19 protein-coding genes and 1 pseudogene are annotated in these 19,295 nt (G+C 37.1%); 16 read left to right on the plus strand and 4 right to left on the minus strand.

Annotated elements, in window-relative coordinates; translation table 11 throughout:
- Positions 1–178: 178 nt before the first annotated feature.
- From ACZ5R4_RS02085 to ACZ5R4_RS02135, 11 genes and pseudogenes are all read left to right on the plus strand, one after another.
- Positions 179–1,303 carry an ATP phosphoribosyltransferase regulatory subunit gene (locus ACZ5R4_RS02085; protein ID WP_464368012.1) on the plus strand — a complete coding sequence of 375 codons (1,125 nt, stop codon included), beginning with the start codon at positions 179–181 and terminating at the stop codon, positions 1,301–1,303.
- Positions 1,300–1,920: an ATP phosphoribosyltransferase gene (hisG, locus tag ACZ5R4_RS02090; protein WP_109984354.1), complete on the plus strand. Its 621-nt coding sequence runs from the start codon at positions 1,300–1,302 to the stop codon at positions 1,918–1,920. The genes ACZ5R4_RS02085 and hisG overlap by 4 nt, the downstream gene beginning before the upstream one ends.
- A complete protein-coding gene (gene hisD / locus ACZ5R4_RS02095) occupies positions 1,917–3,200 on the plus strand; it encodes a histidinol dehydrogenase (RefSeq protein ID WP_464368013.1) in 1,284 nt (427 codons plus the stop codon). The genes hisG and hisD overlap by 4 nt, the downstream gene beginning before the upstream one ends.
- Before the next feature lie 3 nt (positions 3,201–3,203).
- Positions 3,204–3,791, plus strand: a complete 588-nt coding sequence (gene hisB, locus ACZ5R4_RS02100; RefSeq protein WP_054788435.1) for an imidazoleglycerol-phosphate dehydratase HisB — start codon at positions 3,204–3,206, stop codon at positions 3,789–3,791.
- Entirely contained in the window at positions 3,788–4,414 is a 627-nt protein-coding gene (gene hisH / locus ACZ5R4_RS02105; protein ID WP_464368014.1) for an imidazole glycerol phosphate synthase subunit HisH, read from the plus strand. Before hisB ends, hisH begins: the two co-directional genes overlap by 4 nt.
- Positions 4,411–5,169: an imidazole glycerol phosphate synthase subunit HisF gene (hisF, locus tag ACZ5R4_RS02110; RefSeq protein ID WP_464368015.1), complete on the plus strand. Its 759-nt coding sequence runs from the start codon at positions 4,411–4,413 to the stop codon at positions 5,167–5,169. The genes hisH and hisF overlap by 4 nt, the downstream gene beginning before the upstream one ends.
- On the plus strand, positions 5,159–5,809 hold the full coding sequence (hisIE, locus tag ACZ5R4_RS02115; RefSeq protein WP_109984351.1) for a bifunctional phosphoribosyl-AMP cyclohydrolase/phosphoribosyl-ATP diphosphatase HisIE: 651 nt from the start codon (positions 5,159–5,161) through the stop codon (positions 5,807–5,809). The genes hisF and hisIE overlap by 11 nt, the downstream gene beginning before the upstream one ends.
- Positions 5,810–6,165: 356 nt before the next feature.
- On the plus strand, positions 6,166–6,633 hold the full coding sequence (locus tag ACZ5R4_RS02120; RefSeq protein WP_054788437.1) for an NUDIX hydrolase: 468 nt from the start codon (positions 6,166–6,168) through the stop codon (positions 6,631–6,633).
- Positions 6,634–6,741: 108 nt separating this feature from the next.
- A pseudogene (locus ACZ5R4_RS02125) lies at positions 6,742–6,852 on the plus strand (penicillin-binding protein); the annotation flags it as partial.
- A 65-nt stretch (positions 6,853–6,917) separates the two neighbouring features.
- Positions 6,918–7,835 carry a helix-turn-helix transcriptional regulator gene (locus tag ACZ5R4_RS02130; RefSeq protein WP_464368016.1) on the plus strand — a complete coding sequence of 306 codons (918 nt, stop codon included), beginning with the start codon at positions 6,918–6,920 and terminating at the stop codon, positions 7,833–7,835.
- Positions 7,836–7,909: 74 nt separating this feature from the next.
- Complete coding sequence (locus ACZ5R4_RS02135) at positions 7,910–8,410, plus strand: DinB family protein (protein WP_054859431.1); 501 nt, start codon at positions 7,910–7,912, stop codon at positions 8,408–8,410.
- Positions 8,411–8,583: 173 nt separating this feature from the next.
- On the opposite strand, the gene ACZ5R4_RS02140 is transcribed toward ACZ5R4_RS02135, so the two are convergent.
- Positions 8,584–9,459 carry an aldo/keto reductase gene (locus ACZ5R4_RS02140; protein ID WP_464368017.1) on the minus strand — a complete coding sequence of 292 codons (876 nt, stop codon included), beginning with the start codon at positions 9,457–9,459 and terminating at the stop codon, positions 8,584–8,586.
- Positions 9,456–9,830 (minus strand): metalloregulator ArsR/SmtB family transcription factor, encoded by a 375-nt coding sequence (locus ACZ5R4_RS02145; protein ID WP_054788440.1) that lies wholly within the window; start codon positions 9,828–9,830, stop codon positions 9,456–9,458. The genes ACZ5R4_RS02140 and ACZ5R4_RS02145 overlap by 4 nt, the downstream gene beginning before the upstream one ends.
- Before the next feature lie 648 nt (positions 9,831–10,478).
- Between ACZ5R4_RS02145 and ACZ5R4_RS02150 the strand changes: the two genes are divergently transcribed.
- Genes ACZ5R4_RS02150 through ACZ5R4_RS02160 form a run of 3 tightly spaced genes read left to right on the plus strand, consistent with a single transcriptional unit; the run spans position 10,479 to position 12,148 of the window.
- The gene (locus tag ACZ5R4_RS02150) at positions 10,479–10,907 is read left to right on the plus strand and encodes a hypothetical protein (RefSeq protein WP_464368018.1); all 429 of its coding nucleotides are present in this window, start codon (positions 10,479–10,481) and stop codon (positions 10,905–10,907) included.
- A 1-nt stretch (position 10,908) separates the two neighbouring features.
- The gene (locus ACZ5R4_RS02155; RefSeq protein ID WP_109984345.1) at positions 10,909–11,469 is read left to right on the plus strand and encodes a DinB family protein; all 561 of its coding nucleotides are present in this window, start codon (positions 10,909–10,911) and stop codon (positions 11,467–11,469) included.
- Between the two features lie 28 nt (positions 11,470–11,497).
- Entirely contained in the window at positions 11,498–12,148 is a 651-nt protein-coding gene (locus tag ACZ5R4_RS02160; RefSeq protein WP_054788442.1) for an HAD-IA family hydrolase, read from the plus strand.
- A gap of 10 nt (positions 12,149–12,158) precedes the next feature.
- Here the strand turns inward: ACZ5R4_RS02160 and msrA are convergent, their stop codons facing one another.
- Positions 12,159–12,680: a peptide-methionine (S)-S-oxide reductase MsrA gene (gene msrA / locus ACZ5R4_RS02165; protein ID WP_464368019.1), complete on the minus strand. Its 522-nt coding sequence runs from the start codon at positions 12,678–12,680 to the stop codon at positions 12,159–12,161.
- Between the two features lie 95 nt (positions 12,681–12,775).
- Between msrA and ACZ5R4_RS02170 the strand changes: the two genes are divergently transcribed.
- Positions 12,776–13,654 (plus strand): 5'-3' exonuclease, encoded by an 879-nt coding sequence (locus tag ACZ5R4_RS02170; protein WP_109984342.1) that lies wholly within the window; start codon positions 12,776–12,778, stop codon positions 13,652–13,654.
- Between the two features lie 49 nt (positions 13,655–13,703).
- Here the strand turns inward: ACZ5R4_RS02170 and ACZ5R4_RS02175 are convergent, their stop codons facing one another.
- Positions 13,704–14,606 carry a LysR family transcriptional regulator gene (locus ACZ5R4_RS02175; RefSeq protein WP_054788443.1) on the minus strand — a complete coding sequence of 301 codons (903 nt, stop codon included), beginning with the start codon at positions 14,604–14,606 and terminating at the stop codon, positions 13,704–13,706.
- 129 nt (positions 14,607–14,735) lie between these two features.
- Between ACZ5R4_RS02175 and gltB the strand changes: the two genes are divergently transcribed.
- Positions 14,736–19,289, plus strand: a complete 4,554-nt coding sequence (gltB, locus tag ACZ5R4_RS02180) for a glutamate synthase large subunit (protein WP_464368020.1) — start codon at positions 14,736–14,738, stop codon at positions 19,287–19,289.
- The last annotated feature ends 6 nt before the right edge of the window (positions 19,290–19,295 follow it).

The following is a 19,295-nucleotide window of genomic DNA, read 5'->3' on the forward strand; positions in this document are numbered from 1 at the left end:
TTATATCCTGCTATTATAATCTGTTTGCATGAAAATGAAAAGAACTTCATTTATCTAAGTTAACATAAAAACTGCATTGACAGGAGACAGGAGTTTTGATAAAGTTAAGGAAGAAAATATCGCTTTACCACAGTAGAGTGGTAAACTAATAAAGTATAGATGTAGGATGTGACAATGAATGTTTTTACCAGCTGGTAGTCAGGATGAGACAGGTGTTCTTATTTCCAATCGTTTAAAAGCATCAGAAACGTTTAGACAAGTAGTAGAGAAACGCAATTTCAAAGCAATCTCCACCCCAGTCGTGGAATATGCCAATACATTTACGAACGAAATCGCAGGAATGGACCTTCAAAACATGCTGAAATGGTTTAATCATGAAGGAGAAATCGAAGTATTGCGACCTGATTGGACGGCAGCAGTAGCTCGGGCAATTGCTAAACAACATCCGTCGTTCCAGAAGTGGTCGTACCAGGGCTCTATTTTTCGTAATGATAAAGATGGAATTGAGAGCAGGCAGGCAGGGATTGAGATTGTGCATGCTGATCAGTTTCTTGGCGAAAGTGAGTGTCTCTTAACTGCTGTCCAATATTTAAATACATTAAATATCGATCAATATGTTATCGAACTAGGACATACGGGAATTTTTGAAACTATCATTGCACCTTATTCCTTGAAAGAAGCGCAGGAAGAGAATCTGCGGATAGCGATGCATGATAAACGAAGTGATTTGGTCGAACAAATCGTGGAGGAGGAAGGACTCCTAGCGATAAAGGATCAATTAATACAATTAATTGATGCCTATGGCTCCAAAGAGATTTTATCAACATACCATGACTTATGGCACGACCAAGCAGAGCTATTAAAAATATTAAACCATTTGGAACAACTTATTCACTTATTAGAACAGACTGGTGAGACGGAGGTTATCGTTGATTTAGGGCGTGTGAAAAACTTGCCATATTATGATGGGATTATGTTCCGAGGGTTTTTAACATCGGGGGGTTCTATCTGCTTTTCTGGCGGAAGATATGATAAACTCTATAAACAGTTTAAACAGGAGACATCCGCTGTAGGTCTAGCTTTTGATGTTGATATTCTTGCACAGCATATGGTTACAGAGGCGTCTAGGAACAAAGCCTGTATATTAGCTAGTCCTAAAACACATGCCATTGCAGAATCTCTTAGAAAAGAGTTGCCAGAAGCTATTGTGGATATTCAATATGATGTTCAAGCAGATGGGGTGTATGATAAACTCTATAAAATTATTCAGGAAAACAATCAATATAAGGTGGTTGAACGATGAAGCCAGTTATAGCCTTAACAAAAGGGCGTTTAGAAAAGCAATTTCTAGCATTTTTCCAAGAATTAAATTATGATATAGAGCCACTTTTCAATAAAGGTAGGAAGCTTCAAGTGGAAACAGAGCAATTTTCTTTCTTTTTTGCCAAGGGTGCCGATGTGACCACCTATGTAGAAAACGGGATTGCAGACCTTGGCATTGTCGGTGGAGATATTTTAATTGAGCATCAGCCAGATGTTTACAATCTATTTCCACTACCTTTTGGCAAATGTCGAATGGCCTTAGCTACGAAGGCAAACTACCAATGGCCGAATCGCAAGAAAAGGATTGCTAGTACATTTACAAATATTACAAAGGAATACTTCCGTAATAAGGGCGAATCCGTCGATATTATTAAACTCGAAGGTTCAGTTGAATTAGCTCCTATCTTAGGTTTAGCAGATGCTATAGTGGATATTGTCGAAACAGGTACGACATTAAAGGAGAACGGTCTAGTAATAGAAGATGAGTTCTTAAGTTTTAGCGCAAGATTAATTGCCAATCGCTCTTCCTTAAAAATAAAAAGAGATCAATTAGTTCCTGTAATCGAATCATTCAAAAAAGGGGTGAAAGAAGCATGATTAAATTATTTTCAGTGGAGGATTTTTTAACACATGCCAATCCAACCAAGACAAACAGTCAAGATAAACAGCAATTTATACAAGCTGCTAGTGAAATAATTGCCGAGGTCCAAAGTGGAGGAGACGAAGCTGTTCGCAAATTTATCGAAAAATTTGATGGAGAAGCACCAGATTCTTTTCTTGTAAGTGAGGCTGAACGTACACAAGCATGGGATAAGGTTGATCAAAAAATCATTACATCACTGGAAAAAGCAGCCGAAAATATTAAATCATTTCACCAAAAGCAACTTAATAACTCACGAATGATGCAAGCGGAAAATGGTATTATTTCTGGTCAGCTCTTCCGTCCAATTGATCGTGTCGGAATTTATGTTCCAGGTGGTACAGCCTGTTACCCATCCTCTGTTTTAATGAATGCCATTCCTGCAGTACTTGCTGGCGTTAAGGAAGTCATTATGGTCACACCAGTAAGAAATGGAGAAGAAATTGCACCGATCCTTTCGGTTGCAGCAGATATCGCAGGAGTGACAACAATTTATCGGGTTGGTGGCGCACAAGCAATCGCAGCACTCGCTTATGGAACGGAGACGATCCCTGCAGTTGATAAGATTGTAGGCCCAGGAAATGCCTATGTAGCTGCAGCTAAATCACTAGTGTTTGGAGATGTAGGTATCGATATGATCGCTGGTCCTAGTGAAGTAGCAATTATTGCAGACGGAACTGCAAATCCAATCTTTATTGCAGCAGACCTAATCGCTCAAGCAGAGCATGATACAAATGCACGTGCATTTTTAATTACCACATCTTCTGAAATGATGAAACAAGTACAGCTAGAGCTTGAGAATCAATGTGATGATTTACCGAGACAGTCCATAGCAGAGGCCGCATTAACAGAAAAAGGTGCAGGTGTCGTAGTGAAGACACTAGAAGAAGCGTTCCAAATCGCAAATAAAATTGCACCAGAACACTTAGAAGTTCAAGTCAAGGATCCGATCAGTTATTTGAATAAGGTGAGACATGCTGGTTCCGTTTTTCTAGGACACTATACACCTGAAGCTTTAGGCGATTACTATGCAGGTCCAAACCATGTATTGCCAACATCCGGCACGGCAAGATTCTCTTCAGGACTATCAGTCGATGATTTTGTTAAAAAAACTACCTATCTCTATTACTCAGAAACCGCACTTAAAGAAGCGAGTGAACATGTCATTAATATAGCAAATGAAGAACAGCTTGAAGGACACGGAAGAGCCGTTTCCAAGCGCTTGGAGGGAAAATAATAGATGAGAACAGCTAGTAAACAGAGAAAGACATTTGAAACCCAGATTAGTATATCGGTCCATTTAGATGATCCAAGTGAAGTCAACATTGATACAGGGGTGGGTTTTTTTGATCATATGCTCGAGTTATTCGCGCGACATGGTCGAATTGGTTTAGAAGTAAAAGCAAATGGAGATTTGCATATTGATAGTCACCATACTGTTGAAGATGTCGGAATTGTCTTAGGTCAGTTAATAAAAGAAGCGTTAGGTGATAAGAAATCGATTAATCGCTACGGTAGTGCTTATGTGCCAATGGATGAATCACTTGGATTTGTTGCACTGGATATTAGTGGTAGACCGTTTCTTGTATTTGATGCATCCTTTGATAACTCAAAACTAGGTAATTTTGATACAGAATTAGTTCAGGAATTTTTGCAAGCATTTGCCTTTCAAGCAGGCATTACACTTCATGCTAAGGTATTATATGGTCAAAATACTCACCACAAGATCGAGGCAATCTTTAAAGCATTAGGTCGGTCCTTATCAGAGGCTATTCGGATTAATCCAGAAATAAAAGGGGTTAATTCTACGAAGGGGTTAATCGAATGATTGCCATCGTAGATTATGGAATGGGTAATGTAGCAAGTGTAACAACTGCCTTTCAGAAATTAGGCTATGAGATAGAAATAACGGATTCAGTTGAACGATTAAAAAAAGCAAGTCATATCATTTTACCTGGTGTCGGATCCTTTAAAGCAGCTGTTGAAGAAATTGAAACGAGAGGTCTAATGCAGCCATTACGTGAGCTAGCGAAGGAAAAACCTTTTATCGGAATTTGTCTTGGTATGCAGTTATTGTTTGAAAAGGGTTATGAAAATGGTCTGACAGAAGGACTCAGATTAATTCCAGGCACGGTTGAAAGAATAGAAACAAGCTTTATTCTACCACATATCGGATGGAATCAGCTTCAAATTGAAAATCAGAACGAGGCATTTGCTAAGCTTCAGGACAAACATGTCTATTTTGTGCATTCTTATCAAGCTACAACACAGCAAAAATATCTCGTTGCTACGACAAACTATGGTGCTAGGGTACCTGCAATGGTAAGGGATAGGAATGTATTTGGTATTCAATTTCATCCAGAGAAAAGCGGAGAGGTTGGCGTGGAGCTGTTAAAAATCGTGATGAAATTAACGGAAGAATATTCACCTATAAGGGGGATGGACGCATGATTGCGAAAAGAATTATTCCTTGTTTAGATGTAAAGGAAGGAAAAGTTGTAAAAGGGACAAATTTCGTAGGACTAAGAGAATTAGGAGACCCAGTTGAAATGGCATCTAATTATTCTAAGGCTGGAGCAGACGAAATTGTGTTTTTAGATATTTCAGCAACCAATGAAGGTCGCCAAACAATGGTTGATATTGTAAGAGAGACTGCAAAAAATGTGTTTGTCCCATTTACAGTCGGGGGTGGTGTACGCTCGATAGAGGATGTGAATCGCTTATTACAAGCCGGAGCAGATAAGGTAGGCATGAATTCGGCTGCTGTCCAAAATCCTTCTCTCATATCGGAAGCCTCTGAGCGATTTGGTGCACAGTGTATTGTTGTCGCAATCGACGCGAAACGTGTTGGTGACAAATGGCACGTCATGACACATGGAGGAACAAAAGATACGGGAATTGATGCAATTGAATGGGCAAAGGAAGTAGAAACAAAAGGTGCAGGCGAGATTTTATTAACAAGTGTGGATACAGATGGTGTGAAGAATGGATTTGATCATCCCTTAACAGAAGCTGTTGTGGCTGCCGTGCGCATCCCGGTTATAGCTTCTGGAGGTGTAGGAAAGCCAGAGCATTTCCCAGAAGTATTTAATCAGACAGATGTATCAGCAGGACTTGCAGCATCGATTTTTCATGAAAATACCTTTACAATTCAAGAAGTAAAAGAAGCATGTAAACAGCAAGGAGTGACTATTCGTGAAGCCTGATTTTTCAAAAGGTTTAATTCCAGCAATTATAACAGATTTACAGACAAAAGAAGTTCTCATGCTAGCATATATGAACGAAGAGGCCTATCAAAAAACAATAGAAACCAATGAGACCTGGTTCTATTCACGATCAAGAGAAGAATTATGGCATAAAGGGGCAACTTCTGGAAATACACAACAGGTGCAATCGATTGATTTAGATTGTGATCACGATACGTTACACATTAAAGTCATTCCAAATGGTCCTGCTTGTCATACAGGTGAAACCTCTTGCTTCTTCAATCATGTAAAGGATAATGGCACTTCTCCTTACCATTCAGCGATCATCGAGGAAGTTATGCAAGAGGTAGAAGATAGAAAAGAACATCGTGTAGAGAACTCCTACACGAATTACTTATATGAAAAAGGTGTTGACAAAATAGGTAAAAAAGTAATCGAGGAGGCCGGAGAGGTTGTCATTGCAGCGAAAAATAAGGATAACGAAGAATTAACCAATGAGGTGAGTGATTTACTCTACCACACGTTCGTTATGATGGCTAATCAAGGTGTAAGCCTCGAGGATGTTAAACAAGAATTAACCAATCGCTTTGCTAAAAAAGGCAATAGTAAAGGGGACCGACCCGAAATAAAAGATTGGTAAGATTAGATTCTAGAATAGATGCAGAAAGAACCATCCTACATTTTTTAGGATGGTTTTTTGAATTACTTTCTGTTATTCCTTATTGAGAAACAATTTTACATGTTTAACCTCTTCTTCTATAATTAATCGCAAGGAATGGTGTGATTAGCAAATAAAAGAATATATCTAGGTGATAGTCAAACTGGCAGGAAAGAAAACCAAGATAAAAGGATATATCTTGGCAAAAGTCATGCTAGCAAGCAAGATAAACACTTGGTAATAATTAAAATCCTTGACGAGACAACCAGGATTGAGACTAGCATTACTATCTATTATTAGGAAATTAATTATTAAAATGTTGATTAGAGGAATAAAATATGAATGATTATATAAAAACGATGAGAAAGTTGATTGGAAAAGAGACTCTAATAACAGTTGGTTGTGGGGCGATTATTGAAGATGGTTTAGGAAGAATTTTATTACAGAAAAGAACGGACTATAACCATTGGGGAATACCTGGTGGCATATTAGAGATTGGTGAGACTTTTGAGGAGACAGTAAAAAGAGAAGTACAAGAAGAAACTAATCTTCAGTTAAACAAGGTAGAACTGTTTGGTATTTATTCTGGTGAAAACGGATTTGCACACTATTCAAATGGAGATAAAGTTTTTAGTGTTCAAATTATATTTAAAGTAACCGACTTCAATGGAAAACTTATTGCGAATAATGAGAGTAAAGATTTAGCCTTCTTACATAAAAATGAAATACCAAAAAGCTTAAACAATCACCAGGCTCCATTTATACTAGACTGGGTAAATGGAGTTTCACAGCCAGTAATAAAATAATGATCTTTTTAATAAATGCAGAATGTTTGTAAAAAGATTCATCAAGGTTTTCGAAGACCAACTTATACAAAAAAACCTTTCATCTCGAATATTATTGATATGCCTAAACATAATCTTGTCGTTGCAAAGATGTACAACAAAATGTATAACTATGGTGTGGGCAATTATCTTCACTATTTGAGAGAGTTCAGTAACTTAGTAGCGGATATGTTTGATTAACTCCTAAATGTACCAATTAAGCTATATCCGAGTTAAATTATTTTACTAAAGAAAGGAAAGAAGCATTGAAATTAGAACGATTGCTAGCCATTATATTTAAACTCCTAAATAATGAAATTTTGTCAGCTTCTCGCTTAGCTGATGAATTTCAAGTAACAACACGGACTATTTATCGAGACATCGATGCTATTTGTGCAGCTGGAATACCTGTTGTTTCGCATCAAGGTACGAACGGTGGTTTCGGGATCATTGAGGGATACAAAATGGACAAGAGCTTCATGGGCTCTAATGATATTTCCATTCTACTTACAGTACTAAGTAGCTTGTCGAGAATTTTTGAAGATAAAAACATGCAACATACGATGGATAAGTTGTCTGCAGTGGATCCAACCGGTTACGATAAATCTCTATTGATTGACTTGGCTAGTCATAGAACAGAGCCGCGTTTGTTAACCGAACTACGAATGGCTATACTTGATAAAAAAGTAATTCGTTTTGATTATGTAAGTAGTAAAAATGAATTTACTGCACGAGAAATAGAACCTATTCACCTTCGTTATCGGTTCCGAAACTGGTACATTTATAGTTTTTGTAGAGAACGGAAGGATTACAGAGAATTTCGGATCTCACGTATGATGAATATAACCATAACACAAGATGCATATCTTCAAAATCATAAAATTAATGATGATGAGTTATCACATTCAAAGTCCGATATGGAACGATTTGAGGATGTAGTAATTTGGGTGCATCCCAACTCCTTATCAGGAGCATTAGACCAATTCCGGAATTATCCGAAGGTCCTTAACCGTGATGGAAGTATGACATTTACCATTTCTGTTTATGAACCTCTACATGCCAGGTGGCTTAAATCTATTCTGTTAGGTTTTGGTAGTGGGGTGAAAATTATAAAACCTGTTGAACTGCAAGCCATCCTAATAGAAGAAGCAAAAAATATAGTTAAACTTTATGAAGATGTATGACAAACTGCTGTCATATATCTTTTTTTATAATACAAATAGAAACAAAAAAACAGAAGTTAAGGAGTGGTTGTTCAATGAATCATGCAAAAAATATGTACAATTATCACGTTTGGGCTAATAAGGTATTACTAGAAAGAATAAGAGAATTACCGAGCAATGTCCTATATGATGAGGTTAGCAGTTCCTATCCAACCATCGCTAAAACATTTAGTCACATCTATGTGGTAGATGTTATGTGGCTAGAAACACTGAAAGGAATGGATATGCAAGAAGCATTAGAAGTGTCTATGGCGCTTGTAGAGGAGACAAATTCCTATTCTGCAAATAAATTTATAGAGTCTAATGAAGAACTTGCTATACAATATCAAGAATGGATAAATAGTCAATCAGATTTAGAAAAGAGAATAAATCTGAATAATCCTTGGACAGGTCCTAGAGAAACCGCGTATTCAGAAATATTATTTCATGTTGCCAATCATGGTACTTATCATCGAGGAAATATTACCACGATGTTAAGACAACTAGGATATGCTTCCACTATGAATGATGTTGCATTGTATTGGTACCAAAGTTAGAAAAAAGTAGTAGAAATTCCATAACTTTCAGCCAAATTAAGCTTAATTTCTTCATGTTAAATAGAGAAATTAAGCTTTTTTAAATTAATAGACAAAAGAATTCATTATATATGAGACAATCTAGGTTTTTCATTACTAAAAGGTAGGTAATGGCATTAAAATTATTCACTGACTTACTTCATGAAAATTTTCATCAATCTATTGTAAAATGGATTAATCATATAGCCAGTGGGTTTAATTGAATACCTTCTACCCGTGTTGAGTTGGCTGATTTTCCCCATTTCTTCATGGGTTAACACAAAATCAAAAATATCGCTGTTCTCTTTAATTCTTTGTGGATTTGATGATTTAGGAATAATTATAATTCCTCGTTGTAGATGCCAACGTAGAATGACTTGAGCTACCGTTTTCTGATGTTCATGAGCAATTGTCTTTAAATCCGGATGTTCTAGTAATGCTTTATTCCCTTGTCCCAACGGCCCCCATGCCTCATGTAAGATGTGGTGATTCTTGAGGTAGTCATGAAGTTCATTTTGTGGGAACTCCGGGTGAGTCTCGATCTGGTTAATCATCGGTGCGATTTCAGAATGTTTCATGATGTTTTCAAGGTGTTGAATTTCAAAATTCGCAACGCCAATTACTTTAATCCTTCCCTCCATGTATAGTTCCTCCATTGCTTTCCATGTTTCCAAATAATGAGGTGAAGCAAAATGGATGAGGTACATATCAAGATATTTTACATTTAGCTTTTTACAGGTTTGTTCAAACGCATTCTTAGTGGCTTTATAACCGTGATCCGTATTCCACACCTTCGAAGTAATAAAAAATTTTTCTCGGGGGATCTGACTTTTTTCAATGGCTGTTCCTAATGCTTGTTCGTTGCCATAAATTTTTGCCGTATCAAAATGGCGAAAACCTACCCGGATAGCCTCACGAATCGACATTTCAAACTCTTCTTTTTTCTTTATTTTGTAAACCCCGAAACCCAATTGAGGGATTTTTACGCCATTAACCGCTTCAATTGTCTTAGTTTCTACAGTCATTTTCATACCCTGTTCCTTTCGTCCTGATATAGGATAGTGTCTGATTTACATTGCAAAAACATTTCCTCGATCTGATCGACGAGACCTTTAAGTGTCAAGAGCTTGCTTTTGGAGTCTAGGTGATAATAATTCATGGTTCCTACTTTATGCACACTGATGATCTGCGCATCCTTTAATATTTTTAAATGATGGGATACGGTTGGACGTGAAAGATGTGTTTTTGCCGTAATCTCTCCCACTCGCATACCGGGATGTTGCAGCCCTTGCATTAGGGTAATAAGGATGGCTTGCCTAGTTTGATCTCCGATTGCAAATAATATATCTTGATTTTCTTTGAATTTGTTTACCAGATTTTCTTCGTCTCCCTGATTAATCATTTTTCCTCTCCCTGATGGTTTATATTTTTAAACAAACAAAACCCTTTTCTCCAAATTTATTTCAGAAACTGCTTTTTTCTATTGGATTAATGGATTACTTCCTTCGACGGAATAAGAATATCACGTTTTTTATCTTAAAACCACATCGAGAAAGAAAATCGAGATCATTAACTTTTAAAACATTAAACCTACCATTCGTTGGTATTAAAGATGCTTCCAATAGGGCTCAATCGGGCGCGATTGTTGAACAGTGGGAAGTATTTAACTTATACAACTTATTACTTATTATTATCTTGAGATTTCCTTATGGCGGGCGGTGTCAGCTTCGCTGGTACTACCCTTATTTTTAAAAATTTTTGACTAATTTTAGACTAATTGTTGGTATTTTATGTTAAAATCGAATTGGAGTGAGAACAAGACCAATTTAAGTATATTTGGAAGTTTAATAGTAGTAATAAGGACAACGGTTTGGGCTCTTGGCTGGTTGAATGTATGTAGACACATCCAGAAGTACAAAATACTTGTTTTGCTTTAACTACGAAAGATGCCAACGAATTTTATGAAAGATTTAATTTTCAAAAAAGTAATTGTATGGTGAGAGGATTACTAGCTGATAAAGATAAGTGATATAAGAATTTTCACTATATAATGTTTTGTATCACGTTAAGTCCTATTATTTTTGTCTATCTAAAAAAGAAGGATTTAGCCTTTATAAATGTAATTACTACGATTTCCGCTTTCATTATTTGGGGTTGTTTAATTACCGGTTTATTAGATGGAGTCGGATGGAATCTATTGTGGAATATCACCTTATTAGCTGCTGCTTTATTTCCGGTTTTTGCCCTTTCCTTTATTTTCATAAGACTTCGACAAAAAAATAGCTATATAATCACTGGATTGATTCTTTTGATAATTGGACTATGTCTAGCAATCGGGGATGTAAGTGATACTACAAATTTATATTTAGTGGTTCAATATGCAATTCTCTATTTCATCCCTATTTTTGTCATAAGTATGGTACTAATAACATTAATACAGTATTTAAGGAAATCCACGTTAATAGAGAGGAAAGGTTAATTTGAAAAATATATATTTAGTTGAACATTTTCAAAGGATATATAAACAGAGGAAAGAAATAAAAATCGAATTATGGAAAGGCAAGGAATGGCAAAGACCCTCTGATGATAAATGGTCTTGGGGGGAAACATATTATCATTTGTATTTAATGATGAGATGGTTTAGAAGACTGAGTAAAATCTACATTCCTTTAGCCATACCCTTTGCAACATTACGAAAGAATAAACCATATCCAGTCCATAGCACTAATATTTATAAACAATATCAATTGGAAAAAAAGAAACCAATGAAAGCACCCTTCATTTTGGTTCCGCCCAAGGATCAAGTAGATTTTGGATGGTTAGTCAATGAATTAGACAAAGAGACTAAGCAAATAGAAAAAATCGTGTTAAAACTTAGCGACGATGTAGCTGGACACATACGTTATATAGATCCGCTAGCCAGCAACCCCAACCTGATCGAAAGCATTCATTTGCTTGGAATACATGAGAAACATCATTTTTCTTTATGCGAGAAGTATTATAATGTAATAGATAGTAATAAAAACAAGTATAACCATTAAGCAGATTTATAAAGGTGGTTGAAGAAATATGATAAAGGCTGTCTTATTCGATTTAGATGGTACCTTACTTAATCGAGATGCATCTGTAAGAAGGTTTATTGATTTACAATATGACCGTTTCGAGCATCTTCTGGACTCTATTACGAAAAAAGAATATATAGAACGTTTTCTTCAGTTAGATAATAGAGGATATGTATGGAAGGATAAAGTTTATCAGCAAATGATAAAAGAATTTGAAATAATAGGAATATCATGGGAGGAATTGCTCCAAGATTATATAAGTGAATTTAAATATAGCTGTATTCCATTTCCACACCTTATTGAGATGCTAGAAGAATTGAAAACAAGAAATATAGCAATCGGTATGATCACGAATGGAAGAGGACAATTTCAAATGGATAACATCCAGGCATTAGGAATCGAAAAATATTTTGATTCGATTTTAGTTTCCGAGTGGGAAGGGATGAAAAAGCCTAATCCAAATATATTTCTCAAAGCATTACAGGACCTTGAAGTTAATCCAGAGGAAAGTCTCTTTATGGGTGATCATCCCGAGAATGACGTAATAGCTGCGACAGCAGTTGGGATGAAAGGAGTTTGGAAGAAGGACAAGCACTGGAAGCATGCCACTACAGAGTATACAATTGACGATTTGTTAGAAATCCTCCATTTCTTGTAATGAAAATGTACTACCAATATTTTTGAATAAATACATCTCTACCTGATTTTTCTCTATCTAATTTGTATTCTTTTTCATTTTTCTTGTAGAATGCTTGATGGTAGTCTTCCGCTGGATAAAACGGTTGAGCTGGTAGAATGTCTGTAACGATCTCTTTTTGGAACCTATTTGATTCTTTTAATGATTTCTTGGAATTAATGGCAGTCTCCTTTTGTGCTGCATTATGATAAAAAATAGCGGTACGATATTGCGGACCTCGATCATGAAACTGTCCACCAGCATCGGTTGGATCAATTTGAGGCCAATATAAATCTAGTATCGTCTGATAGGATATGATAGAAGAATCATACATTATTTGAACCGCCTCATAGTGGCCGGTAGTCCCTGTTTTTACTTGCTCATAGCTAGGGTTCTCTATTGTTCCGCCAGTATAACCTGATACCACACTTACCACCCCATCCCATTGGTCGAATGGCTTTACCATACACCAGAAGCATCCCCCTGCAAAGGTTGCCTTTTCTATTTTTCTCATTTAGTGCCCCTCCTTTTTAAAACAAGAATAACACAAATATACTCTTTATATGTTAAGATGTAAATAATGAAGTTTGAAAGAGGTTGAGAGATTTTATGAATAAACAACATGTACTAATTGTTGACGGTATGGCATTATTATTTCGAGGTTTTTTTGCAACAGCCTTTACCGGTAATTTTATGGTGAATAGTAAAGGGATACCAAGAAACGGATTGTTTGGTTTTTTAAACTATTTCACCAATGCAATCGAGACTTTTGCTCCTTCCCATGTGGTATGTTGTTGGGATATGGGAAGTCAAACATTCCGTAATGAGCTTTATGATAACTATAAATCAAATCGAGATACACCGCCAGAAGAATTAATCCCACAGTTTGATTTGGCGAAGGAAATTGTTTCGGCATTTGATATTCCAAATGTAGGAGTAGTTGGCTATGAAGCAGATGATTGTATCGGTACGCTGGCTAAACGCTTGCAAGAGGAGTTTGTCGTTACTATCGTTAGTGGTGACCAAGACCTGTTACAACTTGTCGATCGTCAGATAAATGTAGCGATCATGAAGAAAGGTCAAGGGAATTATGAGGTCTACACGATGGATAACTTCTATGAAAAGAAAAGTCTATCTCCATTACAAATTATTGATTTAAAAGGGTTAATGGGGGATTCTTCCGATAATTATCCAGGTGTGAAAGGAATAGGTGAAAAAACAGCCCTAAAATTATTGGATCAATATGGCTCGATTGATCGTCTATTAGAGGAAAAAGATTCCCTACCTAAAGGAATGCAGAAAAAGCTAGAACAATATAAAGAAGATTTGATGATATCTAGAAAATTAGCAGCGATTATGACGGATGTACCTATAGAATTTGCTATAGAGACTGCTATTTGGAAAAGAGATCGTTCTACAATCGAAACCTATTTAATAGAAGAACTAGAATTTAACAATCCAGTTAGATGGTTAAAAAACCTTTCATAACGAAAAACGATTACCTCGCAAAATAATCTGCTTGGTAATCGTTTTTCGTTTACTGAAATCTGTCTAGATTGGAGAAGAAGTCCTTGATAAATTCATAGAACACTTGCTCTGACGGAGCGAGTTTTCGATTTCTCGGAATAATAATGCCAACAGTTCGTTTTAATTCAGGGTTTTGAATGGCTACTTTTGCACTATAATGTGGATTCAAGTCATTAAAAGCACTTTCGGGTAATAGGGTAATCCCAATACCAGCCGCTACTAAACCTTTAATCGCATCTAAATCTTCTCCTTGGGAGGACACTTTTGGCGTAAATCCCGATTGTTTACATCCATCAATGACTAACTGATGTAAAACATAGCCTTCTGGGAATAAAACAAAATCCTCATCATGCAAATCACGCAAATTGACATGTTCTTGATTGACTAATGGATGAGAGCTAGGTACTAGCGCATAAAAATTCTCCGTAAATAAAATATCTCCGATAATCTCAGGATGCTCAGATGGTACTGGGCCAAGAAACGCCACATCAATCTCTCTGTTCTCTACGGATTCAATTAAAAAATTATAGGAGCCTTGTCTTAGTTGGAAGCCTATTTTTGGGTACTTCTTTTTAAACTCTGAAACAACGGTAGGCAATAGATTACTTGCCAAGCTGGTAGGAAAACCGATTTTTATCGATCCTCTTTCTGGATCAATATATTCATCAATCTGCTTTTTGGCATGATCGATAGCTTTTAATGCTGTTTTGGTATGTGTCAAAAATATCTTTCCGATATGAGTTAAGCGTACATTCCTACCTTCTCTCTCAAATAATTCGACACCAAGTTCTGCTTCTAGATTCGCTATTTGTCGACTTATCGCAGATTGAGCAACATGTAATTCTATTGCAGCTTCTGATACATGCTCTCGCTCTGCAACCTCTACGAAATAACGCAATTGACGTAATTCCACACGCTTCACCTCATAATATATATCAATTTGAGAACAATATAATACTTATTATATATTGTTTAGATTAATAAGAAAACATACAATGTAATTACACACGAAAAACGCAAGATTAGATTGGGGGAGACTTATATGACATATAGAGATATGCCTACTCCGCAGGGGCTTTATCATCCGGATTTCGAACATGACGCTTGTGGTATTGGCTTATATGCACATATTAAAGGAAAACAAACGCATGATATCGTAAAAAAAGGTTTACAAATGCTGTGTAAATTAGAACACCGAGGTGGGCAGGGCAGTGATCCACTTACTGGTGATGGATCCGGATTAATGGTACAGATCCCTGATAAATATTTTAGAAGAGAATGTCAAGACTTTCAACTACCAGCTGTTGGTTCGTATGGCGTTGGTATGTTATTTTTGTCTCAAAATATGGCAGAACAACAATTAGCGAAAGAAAAAATGAATGAACTGATTGCATCCGAAGGACAAAAATTGATCGGTTGGAGAAGGGTGCCTACAGATTCTTCTAAAATCGGAAAAAGTGCGATAGAAACGGTGCCAGAGGTTCTGCAAGTATTTATTGAGTGTGGAAGGTCTATTCAACATGAATTAGACTTTGAAAGAAAGCTATATGTTATTCGAAAACAGGCAGAAAATTGGGCAAATGAACAAGGAATCCGGTTTTATTTTCCAAGTTTATCCAGTAGAACAATTGTTTACAAAGGGTTATTAACTCCTGATCAAGTGGATCAATTTTACGTGGAATTACAGGATGAAGATTTCGTTTCCGCTTTTTCTCTAGTCCATTCCCGATTTAGTACAAACACCTTTCCGTCTTGGGAGAGAGCACACCCTAATCGGTATTTAATTCATAATGGAGAAATTAATACAATGCGCGGAAACATCAATTGGATGAGGGCAAGGGAAAAACAATTTATATCAGATGCATTTGGGAAAGATATGGAGAAAGTATTACCAATTGTCCATTCAGATGGTAGTGATTCTGCCACACTGGATAATGCCTTAGAATTTTTTACATTAGCAGGCAGAAGCCCTGCACATGCTGCAATGATGTTGATCCCAGAACCGTGGGAAAAGAATTCGAATATTGATCCCAAAAAACGCGCTTTTTATCAATATCACAGTATGATGATGGAACCGTGGGATGGTCCTACCTCCATCACTTTTACAAATGGAAAGCAAATTGGAGCCATACTAGATCGGAATGGATTACGTCCTGCTCGTTACTATGTAACGAAAGATGATTATATTATTTATTCTTCTGAAGTTGGAGTAATTGATTATCAGGAAGAAAATATATTACTCAAAGAACGACTCCGCCCAGGAAAAATGTTGCTAGTAGATCTAGAGCAAGGTCGTATTATATCTGACAAAGAGATTAAAGAGGAGATGGCAACTGCCTATCCTTATGAAGAATGGTTAGAAGATCAAGTCAGCGAGCTTCCTGCTGAGGCGATAGAGGAAGAAGATGTTGAACCACAATTATTACAATTGCAAAAAGCCTTTGGCTATACGACGGAAGATATTGAGAAATATATCCTTCCACTTGTGATAGATGGAAAAGATCCGATCGGGGCTATGGGGAATGATACTCCGCTAGCTGTTTTGTCAGAACGACCGCAGTCTTTGTTCCATTATTTTAAACAATTGTTTGCTCAGGTAACCAATCCGCCAATAGATGCCTATAGGGAACAACTCGTAACTTCTACCCTTACTTGGCTAGGGGCAGAAGGAGATATCTTACATCCGAGCAAAAAGAAAGCAATTCGAATTCGTTTAGAATCTCCGATATTATCGAGTGATCAATTAGAAAAACTGGAAGGTCAATCTATCAAGGGCCTCCATGCAAAAGTGATCGATTCGGTTTACCAACATAATATGGAAGATAGATTACAAGAAATATTTCATGAGGCGAAAAACGCTATTCAAAGTGGAATAAATCTCATTGTTTTATCAGATAAAGCAACAGATGCAAACCATATAGCAATACCAACATTACTTGTGGTAAGTGGATTACACCAATATCTAATTCGAGAGGGTTTAAGAACGAAGGCAAGTATTATCGCGCAAACAGGAGAAGCAAGAGAGGTTCATCATTTTGCGGCAATGTTAGGTTATGGAGTTGATGCCATTCATCCATATCTAGTCTATCAAACGCTGAATGTAGCGGTTCAAAATCAGGATCTACCTATGACTTTTGCTGAAGCACAGCAAAAATTTATCGATGTTGTGACAGAAGGAATCGTTAAAGTTATGTCAAAAATAGGGATATCTACAGTTCAAAGCTACCGTGGCGCGCAAACCTTTGAAGCAGTCGGGATTAGTAAGAAGGTTATTGCAGAGTACTTTACTGGGACGGCCTCACAAATTGATGGAATTGATCTATCTATCATTCAATTAGAGACAGAAAAGCGACATAAAGAAGGGTACAAGAAGGTGATAGAGGCATCATTGGACTCAGGAAGTGAATATAGATGGCGAAAAGCTGGGGAGCACCATGCTTTTAATCCTCATACTATCTATACCTTACAGTGGGCGTGTCGCAGAGGTGATTATTCATTATTTAAGAAATTCACTAAAGCAGCGAATGAAGAAAGAATTGGTTTTCTACGTAACTTATTTAGCTTCAAAAAAAGACAATCTATATCGATTGAGGAAGTAGAGTCAGTGGAATCAATCGTGAAAAGATTTAAAACAGGTGCTATGTCCTATGGCTCTATAAGCCAAGAAGCGCACGAAGCACTAGCGATCGCAATGAACCGAATAGGTGGAAAAAGTAACAGTGGAGAAGGTGGCGAAGATGCTAGTCGTTTTGTTGTGGACAAAAACGGAGATTGGCGTTCCAGTGCGATTAAGCAAGTTGCTTCCGGTCGATTCGGGGTCAAAAGTCACTATCTTGTGAATGCGAAGGAATTACAAATAAAAATGGCACAAGGTGCGAAGCCTGGCGAAGGCGGACAATTACCTGCTACGAAAGTATATCCATGGGTGGCAGATGTACGTGGTTCTACACCAGGAGTTGACTTGATTTCGCCACCGCCACATCACGATATTTATTCTATTGAAGATTTAGCACAATTAATTCATGATTTGAAGAATGCCAATCGGGATGCACGAATTAGTGTAAAGCTTGTGGCCAAGTCAGGAGTTGGTACCATTGCAGCAGGTGTAGCGAAAGCCAATGCTGATGTTATTTCAGTAGTCGGCTATGATGGAGGGACAGGTGCTTCTCCAAAAACGAGTATTAAACATGCGGGATTACCATGGGAATTAGGGCTTGCTGAAGCACATCAAACCCTAATGCTCAATGGCTTACGAGATCGAGTAATTTTAGAAACAGATGGAAAATTATTAACAGGTAGAGATGTAGTGATGGCCGCATTACTTGGTGCGGAAGAATTTGGATTTGCGACCGCTCCACTAGTTGCGGTTGGCTGTGTCATGATGCGAGTCTGTCACTTAGATACGTGCCCAGTTGGAATTGCAACACAAAATCCAGAGCTTCGAAAGAAATTTACGGGTGATCCTCAGCATGTCGTTCATTTTATGACATTTATTGCACAAGAGGTTCGAGAATTGATGGCAGAACTAGGCTTTAGAACAATGGATGAAATGGTAGGTCGTACCGATATCTTAGAGGTATCTGATCGTGCGAACGAACATTGGAAAGCGAAATATTTGGATTTGACCACATTGCTTTACCGACCTGAAGGAAATGCTAGTTCTCGTAGAAAGCAAGATCATAAAATAGATCAATCCTTAGACATGACAGATATTTTACCTAGAGTGAGGCATGCAATCGAGTCTGGTAAAAAAATGGAAGCATCCTTTCCAATTAAAAATACCAATCGTGTAACAGGAACGATCGTAGGAAGTGAAATTTCGAAAAAATTCGGAGAAAAAGGTCTTCCTGAAGACAGCATTACTCTTAAATTTAAAGGTTCTGCCGGTCAAAGCTTTGGTGCGTTTATACCAAAAGGGATGACTATGGAAGTAACAGGAGATGCCAATGATTATGTTGGGAAAGGCTTATCAGGAGGGAAAATTATTGTCCGGGTACCTGAGGAATCTACGATTGACCCAGCTAATAATGTGATTGCCGGAAATGTTTCATTTTTTGGAGCGACCAGTGGGGAAGCTTTTATTAATGGATATGCTGGAGAACGTTTTGCAGTAAGGAATTCAGGTGCGGATATTGTAGTAGAAGGTGTCGGAGATCACGGCTGTGAATATATGACAGGTGGTCATGTCGTTATTCTAGGGAATGTAGGGAAAAACTTTGCAGCAGGTATGTCTGGCGGTATAGCCTATATTAAGCCAGATCATATCGAAGCTTTCAAAAAATTATGTAATGATGAGTTAATACAATTTGAAGGGCTTCAAGATCCGAAGGAAATAGAAAAACTAAAAACATTTATTACCAAACATTATATTTACACGAATAGTAGTAAAGCAGCAACTATTCTTCAAGATTGGGAAAATGAAAGGGAGAAATTTGTCAAGGTAATCCCTACAGATTATAAACAGATGCTAGAAAAAATTCAATGGTATGAGAGTCAAGGTTTCTCAACAGAGGCAGCTCGTTATCAGGCTTTCATGGCTAAAAAAGACAATAAAATGAATGATCACTCTGATGAAAAACAGGAAATAACGCAGTAGAAAGGA

Source organism: Gracilibacillus sp. JCM 18860, assembly GCF_055395245.1.

Coding starts and splice junctions, on each gene's coding strand:
- msrA (WP_464368019.1), bottom strand. CDS start 12,680: ATGAGAAAAATAGAAAAGGCAACCTTTGCAGGGGGATGCTTCTGGTGT.
- hisD (WP_464368013.1), top strand. CDS start 1,917: ATGATTAAATTATTTTCAGTGGAGGATTTTTTAACACATGCCAATCCA.
- ACZ5R4_RS02135 (WP_054859431.1), top strand. CDS start 7,910: ATGAATCATGCAAAAAATATGTACAATTATCACGTTTGGGCTAATAAG.
- hisB (WP_054788435.1), top strand. CDS start 3,204: ATGAGAACAGCTAGTAAACAGAGAAAGACATTTGAAACCCAGATTAGT.
- hisH (WP_464368014.1), top strand. CDS start 3,788: ATGATTGCCATCGTAGATTATGGAATGGGTAATGTAGCAAGTGTAACA.
- ACZ5R4_RS02120 (WP_054788437.1), top strand. CDS start 6,166: ATGAATGATTATATAAAAACGATGAGAAAGTTGATTGGAAAAGAGACT.
- ACZ5R4_RS02170 (WP_109984342.1), top strand. CDS start 12,776: ATGAATAAACAACATGTACTAATTGTTGACGGTATGGCATTATTATTT.
- ACZ5R4_RS02145 (WP_054788440.1), bottom strand. CDS start 9,830: ATGATTAATCAGGGAGACGAAGAAAATCTGGTAAACAAATTCAAAGAA.
- ACZ5R4_RS02140 (WP_464368017.1), bottom strand. CDS start 9,459: ATGAAAATGACTGTAGAAACTAAGACAATTGAAGCGGTTAATGGCGTA.
- ACZ5R4_RS02160 (WP_054788442.1), top strand. CDS start 11,498: ATGATAAAGGCTGTCTTATTCGATTTAGATGGTACCTTACTTAATCGA.
- hisG (WP_109984354.1), top strand. CDS start 1,300: ATGAAGCCAGTTATAGCCTTAACAAAAGGGCGTTTAGAAAAGCAATTT.
- hisF (WP_464368015.1), top strand. CDS start 4,411: ATGATTGCGAAAAGAATTATTCCTTGTTTAGATGTAAAGGAAGGAAAA.
- ACZ5R4_RS02085 (WP_464368012.1), top strand. CDS start 179: ATGTTTTTACCAGCTGGTAGTCAGGATGAGACAGGTGTTCTTATTTCC.
- ACZ5R4_RS02150 (WP_464368018.1), top strand. CDS start 10,479: ATGTTTTGTATCACGTTAAGTCCTATTATTTTTGTCTATCTAAAAAAG.
- gltB (WP_464368020.1), top strand. CDS start 14,736: ATGACATATAGAGATATGCCTACTCCGCAGGGGCTTTATCATCCGGAT.